General features: G+C 70.0%; 7 protein-coding genes. 5 read left to right on the forward strand and 2 right to left on the reverse strand.

Features of this window, described 5'->3' with window-relative positions:
- The gene (locus ACLJO0_RS15115; RefSeq protein WP_410579148.1) at positions 1–1,161 is read left to right on the forward strand and encodes a sulfotransferase family protein; all 1,161 of its coding nucleotides are present in this window, start codon (positions 1–3) and stop codon (positions 1,159–1,161) included.
- A 79-nt stretch (positions 1,162–1,240) separates the two neighbouring features.
- On the opposite strand, the gene ACLJO0_RS15120 is transcribed toward ACLJO0_RS15115, so the two are convergent.
- Both ACLJO0_RS15120 and ACLJO0_RS15125 read right to left on the reverse strand, forming a co-directional pair.
- Positions 1,241–2,923, reverse strand: coding sequence for an EAL domain-containing protein (locus ACLJO0_RS15120; protein WP_410579149.1), 1,683 nt, complete (start codon positions 2,921–2,923; stop codon positions 1,241–1,243).
- Positions 2,924–2,995: 72 nt separating this feature from the next.
- Entirely contained in the window at positions 2,996–4,123 is a 1,128-nt protein-coding gene (locus ACLJO0_RS15125; RefSeq protein WP_410579150.1) for a lycopene cyclase family protein, read from the reverse strand.
- A 41-nt stretch (positions 4,124–4,164) separates the two neighbouring features.
- Here ACLJO0_RS15125 and ACLJO0_RS15130 point away from each other — a divergent pair, with 41 nt between their 5' ends.
- From ACLJO0_RS15130 to ACLJO0_RS15145, 4 genes are all read left to right on the forward strand, one after another.
- On the forward strand, positions 4,165–5,727 hold the full coding sequence (locus ACLJO0_RS15130) for a deoxyguanosinetriphosphate triphosphohydrolase family protein (RefSeq protein ID WP_410579151.1): 1,563 nt from the start codon (positions 4,165–4,167) through the stop codon (positions 5,725–5,727).
- A gap of 213 nt (positions 5,728–5,940) precedes the next feature.
- Positions 5,941–8,820: a S8 family serine peptidase gene (locus ACLJO0_RS15135; RefSeq protein ID WP_410579315.1), complete on the forward strand. Its 2,880-nt coding sequence runs from the start codon at positions 5,941–5,943 to the stop codon at positions 8,818–8,820.
- A gap of 280 nt (positions 8,821–9,100) precedes the next feature.
- The gene (locus tag ACLJO0_RS15140; protein WP_410579152.1) at positions 9,101–9,769 is read left to right on the forward strand and encodes an acVLRF1 family peptidyl-tRNA hydrolase; all 669 of its coding nucleotides are present in this window, start codon (positions 9,101–9,103) and stop codon (positions 9,767–9,769) included.
- 144 nt (positions 9,770–9,913) lie between these two features.
- On the forward strand, positions 9,914–11,542 hold the full coding sequence (locus tag ACLJO0_RS15145) for an ABC-F family ATP-binding cassette domain-containing protein (RefSeq protein ID WP_125793848.1): 1,629 nt from the start codon (positions 9,914–9,916) through the stop codon (positions 11,540–11,542).
- Positions 11,543–11,579 lie beyond the last annotated feature (37 nt).

Raw genomic sequence — 11,579 nt, forward strand, 5'->3', positions numbered from 1 at the left:
ATGCTGCCAGGGCGGGAAAACGTCGGCACCGTGGACGATCTGCACGCGTCGGCGGCGAAACTCACCGGGCTCTACGACTTCGGCGGCGAAGACCACCTCGAAGGTCTCCGCGTGCTGCTGGATTCGTACGCGGGCGAGGCGGGGCTGACCCCGTACGGCAACAAGATCCATCGCGCGTTCCTGCGCGGGGCCCTGGTGGCGAGGTCGTTGAGCGAGGCGTCCTGGAAGCAGAATCCGGAGTACGCCGACGTTCCCGTCGAGCGGCCCATCTTCGTCACCGGCCTGCCGCGGACCGGGACCACGGCACTGCACCGGCTGCTCACCGAGGATCCCGCGCACCAAGGGCTGGAGGTCTGGCTGACCGAGGTGCCGCAACCGCGGCCGCCGCGCGAAACGTGGGCGGAGAACCCGGTCTTCCAAGGGATCCAGGCGGGATACGAGAAACACCACGTGGAACATCCCGAGTTCATGGGCCTGCACCACATGTCCGCCGATCAGGTCGAGGAATGCTGGCAGCTCCTGCGGCAGTCCCTGAAATCGGTGTCCTACGAATGCCTCGCGCACGTGCCGTCGTACTCGCGGTGGCTGGACGGGCAGAGCTGGACCGACGCCTATCGCAGGCATCGGCGCAACCTGCAGCTCATCGGCCTGCCGGATGCCGGACGCCGCTGGGTGCTCAAGAACCCGAGCCACCTCTTCGCGCTCGACGCGCTGCTGGAGGTGTACCCGGACGCGCTGATCGTCCAGACCCATCGCGCGCCGAGCACGATCGTCGCGTCGGTGTGCAGTTTGAACGAGCAGGCTTCGGCGGGCTGGTCCGACGTCTTCCGCGGTGACGTGATCGGCCGCAGCCAGCTGGATCTGTGGGCGCGTGGTGCGGAAAAGTCTTTGGAGGCAAGAAAACGGCACGATCCGGCGCAGTTCTGCGATGTCCGGTACGAGGATTTCGTCGCCGACCCGATCGGTACGGTCGAAGGCGTCTACCGGCATTTCGGGCTCCCGCTGAGCGAGGCCGCCCGGAACGCGATGACCATGGTGCACGCCGAAAGTCGTTCCGGGGAAAGGAAACCCGTGCACCGGTACGACCTCGCGGACTTCGGGCTCACCGTCGGCGAGGTCGACGAACGCTTCTCGGCCTACCGCGCCGCCTACGCCCTCTGAAACCCCCGCAATTCGTCATCTACTTGCGATGATCGCTCGCGCGAGGATCATCGCAAGTAGATGACGAATTGCGGCGGGGTCAGAAGCCGGCGGCGCGTTGGGCGGGGAGGCCGCGGGTCGTGATCCCGCGCAGCACCTCGACGCGGTCCGAACCTGGCCGCCCGAGCACCCAGCTCGACCCGGGGACCTCCTTGGCCTGCTTCTTCAGCGGCGCCAGGAGCCGGGAAGCGTCCTTGTAGGACCCGATCGCGCCGTTCCCGCACACCAGGGTCGCCAGGGAAACCGTCACCGGCAGCCCGTCGGCCGACCACGGCGTGTCCAGCAGCGCCGCGGCGACCGTGCCGATCTCGTCGACGTCGCAGGCGATCAGGAAGTCGTCCCCGCCGACGTGGCTGACGCGCATCCGGCGCAGCCGGGCCTCGAGGTCGGTGAGTGTCCGGCCGAGCGTGCGGATCAGGTCGTCGCCCGCGGCGAATCCGGCCGTGTCGTTGACCGTCTTGAACGAGTCGACGTCCAGCCAGGCCGCGACGAACGGCTCCCGCGCGTTGATCCGGCGGTCGACGTCCCTGGCGACGGCGTCGCTGCCGGGCAGCCGGGTCAGCGGGCTCAACGAGACCGCCTCCTCGACCTTCGCCTCCGCGACCCCGCGGACGACCTCGTTCACCAGCACCACGCCGACACACCGGCCGCGGTCGTCGACCACCACGACGTCGTCGCCGGTCCGGCCCCAGTCCGCGTCGGTGACCAGTTCGAGGAATTCGAGCGCGCTCGCGTCGGCGTGGATCGTGTGCGGCCGGTCGGCGAGCCGTGACGCCGGCCGTTTGGCGTGCAGGGCGTGGCCGTACAACCCGGTGACCGCGACCAGGAACCGCGTCCGGTCGATCGACCACTGTGGACGGTGCCGGTCGTCGATGCCGACGATGCCGCTCGGCCCGTCGGCGGCGGCCAGTACCTCGCGCACGTCGTCGCAGGTCGCGTCTTCCGGCAGCGTGGTCGCGGGCCGGAGGAAGTCGCCGACGCGGCGGGCGCGGGCGGTGCCGGGGACGAACGGGCCGGGCGCGTCCGGCGCGGGCAGCGGCGCGTGGTCGCCGTCCGGCGGGGCGAGCAGGTTGCCCTGCGCGATGCGCACGCCGAGCCGCCGGGCGGACTCCAGCTGCTCGGTGGTCTCGAGCCCGGTCGCGACCAGGCGGTTGTCGGTGCGCGACGCGAAATGCAGCACCGCTTCGACCACCGCGACGGCGGCCGGGTCGTGCGGCAGGCCGCGCAGCACACTGCGGTCGAGTTTCACCAGGTCGACGGGCGCCGAAGCGAGCAGGGTGAGCGGGAGGTCGCCGCGGCCGAGGCCGTCGAGCGCGAGCCGGAACCCGAGGTCGGTGAGCCGTCGCATACCGGTGAGCAGCAGGTCGGCGGGGATCTGCGTGAACGGCGGCCCGATCTCCAGCACGACGTCCCTGGTCCGGCGGCCCGCCAGGCTGAGCGCCTCGGTCAGCGGGTCGAAGTGCCCAGGCGGTGCCGCCACCGTGCGTGCGGACAGGTTCAGGTGCAGGGGGAGGGCGGCCTGCGGCTCGCGCAGCTGCCGGACGGCCTCGGCGGCCAGCCCGACGTCGACCTCGGCCAGCCTGCCGCTGCGCCGGGCGTCGGCGAGCAGTTCGTGGGCGGTGCCGCGGCCCGGCCGTGCCAAGGCTTCGAACGCGACGACGCCACCGGTGTGCAGGCTGTACAACGGCTGGTAAGCGAAGCGGACAGCGATCTGCAACGTCACAAGCGCATATTCGCGGGTGGCGGCAGGAAACGAAATACGTGTCAACTGATGTTCATCGTGAAGGCACCTGGGTTACCTAGAACGGCGTAACGCACGCCACCCGATCAGGTGTTTTCTTACTTGCCATGGTGACAATCGGAAAAGCGCCGACATCGCTTCGACGGTACCCGGAACATCTTCGCGGCCGCTGGTGAAAGCCCGCTGGAGCGGGGTGGGCAGCGTGAAGAACAGATCGAAGAACACCGGGACCGTTCCGGGCGGCATCCCGCACAGCGCGCGCAGCCCGTGTCGCCGCAGCCCGTGCACGGTGCGCGCCGAAGACGGCCACAGCGCCCGGTGCGCGGCCGACGCGGCCGCGGCCGGCCCCCGGTCCCAGGCCAGGGCGACGGCGTCGGCCACCGGTTCAGCGAGCCGGATCGACGTCGCGACGCTGTATCCGGTCGCCGGATGCACCAGCCCGGCGGCGGCGCCGAACGGCACCGTCCGGCCGCGCGGGGGCACCGGCGCGTCGAGCACGATCCGCACGCGTTCTTCGCGCCCGCGTGACGTCAGCCCGACGGCCTTGAGCCGGGCGCGCAGCCGCGCCGCCAGGATTTCCAGCGGCAGACCGGGTTTGCGAGCCAGCGAGGTCTCCTCGACCAGGACGGTGCCATCGCCGAGCGGCAGCACGTACAGGAACCCGGACTCGGTCTTCCGCCAGTCCATGAACACGGCGGTATCCGGGCCGTCGACCAGCCGCAGCGCGTCCTCGGCGGGGAGGACGGCGCCGAACGCCGTCTGTTCGTACCGGTCGCCGCGCGGCCGGGCACCGGAGGCGTCGACATAGAGACCCGTCGCGAGGACACGGCCGTCCTCAAGGCGCACCGACGAACCCTGCCCGCCGTGGTCCACGCCGGACACAGTCCCGGTGACGACGTCGTAGCCGCCGTCCAGCCACGTGCGCAGGCCTGCGTTGTCCAGCACCAGGTACTGCCGATCGAGTACATGCGGCCCGGTTCCGAAGGCCAGTGTGGTCGAAGGCGCGCAGGCGACGGCGCTCTCCGGCAACGCGGGCAGCTCGTCGGTCCACAGCCCGTAGGTCGCTCGCCAGCGCCTGCCAGGCGCCGGGTCGATCAGGGTCGTCTCCAGGCCGCGCCGGGCACAGGCACGCGCGAGCGCCCGCCCGGCCGGACCGCCGCCCGCGATCACCACGTCCGCCACCTGGGCAGTGTCTCAAAGCCGCGACGGATACGGTGTGACGCATGGAACAGACGGACCCGAGGGCATGGCGGCGCGATCCGGAGAGCGCGAACGCCGGGTTCAGCGATCTCGCCACGAGCCCGTTCCGGATCGACCGGGACCGGATCGCCGCTTCGCCGTTCTTCGCCAGGCTCGGCGGCGTGACACAGGTCGTCAGCGCCGGGGGCGCCGGGTTGCTGCACAACCGGCTCACGCACAGTCTCAAGGTCGCGCAGGTCGCGCGCGCCATCGCCGAGCGGATCAACGCGAGCAGCGATTCCGCCGAACTCGCCGCGAAACTGGGTGGCTGCGATCCGGACGTCGCCGAGGCCGCCTCGCTCGCGCACGACCTGGGGCATCCACCGTTCGGGCACCTCGGCGAGCAGACCCTGGACCGGATCGCGCGCCACCGCTTCGGCCTCGCCGACGGTTTCGAAGGCAACGCGCAGTCGTTCCGGATCATCACCACCACCGACGTGCGCGGCCCGTCGGCCTCCGGGCTCGACCTCACCACGGCGGTGCGCGCCGCGGTGCTGAAGTACCCGTGGGCGCGGTTGCACGTGCCCGATCCGCATCCGACGTCGATGGCCGTCCAGCCGCGCGGCGCCGCCGAACCCGCCGACGCTCCCGGCACCGGTGCGAGCAAGTTCTCCGCCTACAGCACCGAACTCGATGACTTCACCCAGGCGCGGGCCCCGTTCGACGGCCGGATCGAACCCTGGCAACAGACTGTCGAAGCGTCCGTGATGGACACCGCGGACGACATCGCCTACGCCATCCACGACCTCCAGGACTTCCACCGGATCGGCGTGCTGCAGCACGCGCCGGTCGCGGCCGAGTTCACCGGCTGGGTCGACCACGCGCTGGAACTGGCCGGGCTGGACGACGCGACCTTGACCGCCGAACGGCGGCTGCCCGGCCGTTCACTGGAACGGCTGCGCCGCCGGATGCACGCCAAAGACGGCTGGATCGTCGACGACGACGCCTTCACCAGCGCCGTCGCCCGTGTCCGCGCCGAACTCGTCGACGGCCTGCTCGCCACCGGGTTCGACGGTTCCATCGAGTCCGAGCAGGCCACCGCCGCCTTCTCCTCGAAGTGGACCGCGCGGCTCGTCGACGGTGTGCAGGTGGTGGCGTCGCCTTCGGCCCGGACAGGGCATCTCACCCTGCGGCCCGCGCAGTGGCACGAGGTGCAGGTACTGAAATTCGTGCACCGGCGATTCGTGTTGCTGCGCCCGGAGCTCGCGTTGCACCAGCGCGGGCAGGCGAGCCTGGTGACCACCTTGGTCGACGCCCTCGACGCGTGGCTGCTGGACCGTGACGAGTTCTACCGGCTTCCTCGACGGTTGCACGATTTGGTGGAGCTGGCGCGGTCCGAGTTCTCCGCGCTGGCGCGGACTTCGCCGGAACTGCTCGTCGGAGCGACCGGGGAACCGGTCACCGGTGCCGACGCCGTGCGCGGTCTGGCGCGAGGGCGGGCTGTGGTCGACTTCGTGGCGTCGCTGACGGACAAACAAGCGGTGACCCTTTTGGACGGCTTGTCGGGCCGTGCTTCCCAGCCTTGGTCGGATTCGTTCGTCCTGTAGCGACCCGATTACCCTGAACGGCCCACGGCCTGCGGCCGAATCCGGAAAATCTCCATCCGACGTCACCCGAACGGCTCCTGCCGCCGGTGCGCGCTCGGTACTTAGCTTGATCGAGCCGGTGATCGCCGGCGTCGGTCAGCGTGAGTCGGGGCACGCGCCTAGGTATCGGAGGCGCACGTGCGTCCAACCCGTTCCAGTAGGAGAAGAAGAACGATCCTGACCGCGGGCACCGCTGCCCTCGTCACCGCGCTGGGCCTGGTGAGCCCGCCCGTCGCGGCCGCGGAAAGCGGATCGTCCCCGGACGCGTTCTCGGAGAACACCGTCCGGCAGATCGAAGCTCTGCAGTCGATCAAGAAGAGCCAGCACACCGGCGAGTCCAAAGTGGACAGCCGACTGCTCGTCGAACAGAAACTCCGCGATCGGCGGATGTCGGCATCCGCGGTTCCCGCACTGGGGTCTGGGGCGAATGTCTCCGCGGCCGGCACCGTACTCGTGGACATCCGGGGCCAGGTCTCGGAAGAACTCCTCAAGGGACTGCGGGAATCCGGTGCGGGGATTCGCGCGGTGTCCGAACGGTACGGCAGCGTGCGCGCCGAGGTTCCGCTGAACGCGGTCCCGGCGATCGCGGCCCGCGCCGACGTCAAGAAGGTCGAGACCGCCAACGAGGCGTTCACCGCCCGGCAGCTCGCCGAACCCGCCACCGCGGGCAAGCGGGAGAGCAAGGAAGAGAAGGCCGCCCGGATCGCCGTCGAGCTGAAGAAAGCCGTCGAAGCCAAGGGGCAGCCCGGTATCGCGGCCGGACCGGTCAACAGCGAGGGCGACCGCGCGCACAACGCCGACACCGCGCGTCAGCAGTTCGGCGTCACCGGCGTGGGCACCAAGATCTGCGCGCTGTCCGACGGCATCGATTCGCTCGCGACCTCGCAGGCACGCGGCGAACTCCCGGCGGGCGTCGACGTGATCCCCGGACAGGAAGGCGACGGTGACGAGGGCACCGCGATGCTCGAGATCATCCACGATCTCGCGCCGAACGCGTCGCTCGGTTTCGCCAGCGCGTTCAACTCCGACGCCAGTTTCGCCGACAACATCCGCAAGCTGCGGTTCGACGCGGGCTGCGACGTCATCGTCGACGATGTCCTGTACTTCAAGGAATCGCCGTTCCAGGACTGGATCATCGCCCAGGCCGTGAACGACGTGACCGCCGACGGCGCGCTGTACTTCTCCTCGGCCGGTAACGAGGGCAACGTCACCGACGGCACCTCGGGCCACTGGGAAGGCGACTTCGTCGACTCCGGCAAGGGCGTCGGCAAGTTCGCCGGTACCGCGCACAACTTCGCCGGTGCCGCGGGCAACCAGATCTTCGAGCCGATTTCGGACCTCTCCTCGGCACGGGTGCCGGTCACGCTGTTCTGGTCGGACCCGCTGGGCGCCTCGAACAACGACTACGACCTGTACTTGCTGAACGCGGCGGGCAATGTCGTGGACTTCAGCCAGGACAACCAGACCGGGACACAGGACGCCTACGAGCGAGTGGACACACCCGCCGCCGGCGGGATCGGGCTCCGGCTGGCCATCGTCAAGTTCTCCGGTGAAGGCCGCTACCTGTCGCTTTCCGCGCTGCGCGGTCGTTTCTCCGACTCGGCCGACGGTCTCAAGGCCTACACCAGCCCCGGCGTGACCGTGGGCCACTCGGCCGCGCGGGACGCGTTCAGCGTCGCGGCGGCCCCGGCGGCCAAGGCGTTCCCGCGTGCCCTCGAACCGGGCGACCCGGCCAACCCGGCGGGCCCGTTCCCCGGTGCCTTCGGCGCGACCACGAAGGTCGAACGGTTCACTTCGGACGGTCCGCGGCGGGTCTTCTTCCAGGCCGACGGCACGCCGATCACCCCGGGCAACGTGTCCGCGACCGGTGGTGAGGTCCGCGCCAAGCCGGACATCACCGCTGCCGACGGCGTCTCCACCAGCGTCACCGGCTTCACCACGTTCTACGGCACGTCGGCCGCCGCGCCGCACGCCGCCGCGATCGCGGGCCTGGTGCTTTCGGGTAACCCGGGGCTGCCCCCGGCCGACGTACGCGAGGCGCTGATCAACACCGCCGTCGACATCCTGGCCCCGGGCCGCGACAACTCCAGCGGCGCGGGCGTCATCCTCGCCGACAAGGTGCTCGCCTACACCGGAGCCAGCCCGCAGCCGCTCGCGTCCGCGGGACAGCCGACGGTCACCCCGGCCGACGGCGGCTCCGCGCTCGACCCGGGCGACACCGCCAAGGTGACCGTGCCGGTGACCAACCGCGGCGACGGCACCGCGACGTCCACCAGCGTCGTGCTCTCCAGCTCGACCCCCGGTGTCACGGTGGCGCCGCGGTCGAAGTCGTACGGCACGATCAGCCCCGGGCAGACCGGCGTGAACGACTTCACCATCACCGTTCCCGCCACGCAGGAACTCGGTGTGCCGGTGGTGCTGAACGCGCGCGTGACCTTCGCGGGGTCGTTCTCGCCGACCACGTCCACGTTCTCGCTGCCGGTCGGCACCCCGTCGCCGGTGACGCGGGACTTCGCCTACGCCGGGGCCGCGGTGGCGATCCCGGACAGCGATCCGACCGGCGTGACCGTGCCGATCACGGTGAGCGGGGTCGGGCGCGCGTCGAAGCTGACGTTCTCGGTGGACGGGGCGACCTGCAACGCCGACCAGACCTCGACGACGGTGGGCATCAACCACTCGTACGTCGGTGACCTGGTCGGCACGTTGACCTCGCCCTCGGGTGCGAAGGCGACCGTGTTCCAGCGCAGCGGCAGCTCGGGCAACAACCTGTGCCAGGTCGTCTTCGCCGACAACGCGGCCACCGCGTTCAGTTCGGTGAGCGCGGCGAACGCGCCGTTCACCGGCACCTACAAGCCGGTGCAGGCGCTCGGCGGCCTGGCCGCCGGTACCGCAGACGGCATCTGGAAGTTCACCGCGGCGGACGTCGTCGGTGGCGACACCGGGTCGATCCGCTCGGTCTCCTTGCACGTCAACGGTTTCGTTCAGCCCGCCGTGGCTGAGCGGCCCGCGGGCGTCGGGAAGTCGGTGGGGCGCGGGCCGGTGAAGCCGGTCTAGTCCTTTCGGTGTGCGCGTGAAGGCCTCCTTCCCTCGGCTCAGCCGAGGGAAGGAGGCCTTCACGCGCGTTGGGGTGAGTCGGGGCGAAGACGTGACTCGCGTGATCAGAGACCGCACTCGCGAGTTTGCCCGGCGAGCCGGGAGAGCGTCGCGAAAGCCACTTTCGCGACGTCTGAGGTCCCGAAAGTGGCTTTCGCGACATCGAGCCGAGCCTGCCGTAGCCGCGGAACGGCAACGGCCGATCCCTGCCGATCCCAGCCGGGCCCCGTACGTTGGACCCATGGCGAAGGAGCGGCAGGTGGCGGGCGGGGGACGCGCGATCGAGGTCGCCCCGGACCGCCTCGAAGGCTGGTACGCCCGCTTCGCCGTCCGCAACGACGGTGTCCGCTCGACGGAACTCGCGGCGGACACCGTCACGGTCACCGCGGACAACGGCGTCGTCGCCGTCGCGACCGTCCCTTTCGGACCGCTGAACGCCGAAGGAACCATGCCGGGTCTCGCTGTCGGCCCGCTCGTCGAACACGCGCTGATCTCGCGAAGGATCGCGCTCCTGCTGGTGCGCCGCGGCGGGCACAGCGTCGGGATCGCGCGCGGGGGAGTGGTCGTCCAGTCCAGGACGGACCGGCATCTGGTCCAAGGCCGGTCCGCGGCGGGTGGCTGGTCGCAGCAGCGGTTCGCGCGGCGCAGGGAAGGGCAAGCACGCACAGCGCTCAGGTCCGCCGCGGATGACGCGTTCGAGATACTCGTCCCGCAACTGTCCGAAGTGGACGCCGTCGTGCTCGGCGGCGACCGCCGGGCGCTGGAAACACTGCGTGAGGACAGGCGGCTGGCGCCGTTGTTCAAGCGTGCCGAACGTCGTGTGCTCGACATCGCCGAACCGCGCCGCACGGTGCTCGACGACGCCGCCGAACGCGCGGTCGCGGTCGAGATCACCCTCTCCGGGCCGTGACGTCGGGCACGGTCGGATAAAACCGCTCGACAGCGGCCCGTACACTGATCGTGTGGACATCCTCTTGGAGTGAGCTCCTCGCCTGCCCGACGGCAGGCGAGTCGCAGCTGTCCGCTCATCCACCCCCTTTTACCGGGAGTTCCCGTGATCACGGCCTCTGGCCTGCAGCTGCGCGCCGGCTCGCGCATTCTGCTCGACGAAACCAACGTCCGCATCCAGCAGGGCGACCGCATCGGCCTGGTCGGCCGCAACGGCGCCGGCAAGACCACCTCGCTCAAGGTGCTGGCGGGGGAGGGCGAGCCGCATGCCGGCGAGGTCCGCCGCAGCAGCGAGCTCGGCTACCTGCCACAGGATCCGCGTGAGGGTGACCTGTCCGTCACCGCGAAAGACCGCGTGCTCTCCGCCCGCGGCCTCGACTCGTTGATGCGCAACATGGAAAAGGCGCAGACCGCGATGTCGGAGCTGGTGGACGACAAGGAACGCGACAAGGCGATCAGCCGCTACAGCCGTCTTGAAGAGCGCTTCGCCTCCCTCGGTGGGTATGCCGCCGAGAGCGAAGCGGCGCGGATCTGTTCCAACCTCGGCCTCGCCGACCGCGTGCTCGAACAGACGCTGCAAACGCTCTCGGGTGGTCAGCGCCGTCGCGTGGAGCTGGCCCGGATCCTGTTCGCCGCCGCCGAAGCGGGCGCGGGCGGCAAATCCGAGACGATCCTGCTGCTCGACGAGCCCACCAACCACCTCGACGCCGACTCCGTCACCTGGCTGCGCGGATTCCTCAAGCAGCATGACGGCGGTCTCGTCGTGATCAGTCACGACGTCGACCTGCTCGCGGACGTCGTTAACAAGGTGTGGTTCCTCGACGCGACCCGAAGCGAGCTGGACCTGTACAACATGGGCTGGCAGCGCTACCTCGACGCGCGCGCCACCGACGAGAAGCGCCGCCGCCGCGAGCGGGCGAACGCCGAGAAGAAGGCGGCCACGCTGCAGCAGCAGGCCGCGAAACTCGGTGCCAAGGCGACGAAGGCGGTGGCCGCCAAGAACATGGCCCGCCGCGCCGAGCAGATGCTGTCCGCGCTCGACGAGACCCGGCAGGCCGACAAGGTCGCCCGGATCAAGTTCCCCGAGCCCGCCCCGTGCGGCCGGACGCCGATGACCGCGGAGGGGCTCTCGAAGTCCTACGGTTCGCTCGAGATCTTCACCGGAGTGGACCTCGCGATCGATCGCGGTTCGAAGGTCGTCGTACTCGGATTGAACGGTGCCGGAAAGACGACTTTGCTCCGCTTGCTCGGCGGAATGGAAACTCCGGATACCGGCGGGGTCATTCCGGGTCACGGATTGCGTTTGGGCTATTACGCACAGGAACACGAAACGCTCGACCACGATGCGTCCGTGTGGGAAAATATCCGTCACCTCGCCCCGGACACGGGAGCGCAAGAGTTGCGGAACCTTCTCGGGTCGTTCCTCTTCACCGGCGAGCAACTCGATCAGCCCGCCGGCACGCTCTCCGGTGGTGAGAAGACGAGGCTCGCGCTCGCCGGTCTGGTGTCCAGTGCTGCCAACGTTTTGCTGCTCGACGAGCCGACGAACAACCTGGACCCGGCCAGCCGTGCCCAGGTCCTGGACGCTTTGCGCAGCTTCGCCGGAGCCGTCGTCCTGGTGACGCACGACCCGGGCGCCGTCGAGGCACTGGAGCCGGAACGCGTGATCCTGCTGCCGGACGGAACCGAGGACCATTGGTCGGCGGATTATCTGGAACTTGTCCAGCTTGCGTGACGCCTGCGTCCGTTCGGGTGCTTGATCGATGCCATCC

It is taken from the genome of Amycolatopsis sp. lyj-108 (assembly GCF_046549005.1).
Classification (GTDB): domain Bacteria; phylum Actinomycetota; class Actinomycetes; order Mycobacteriales; family Pseudonocardiaceae; genus Amycolatopsis.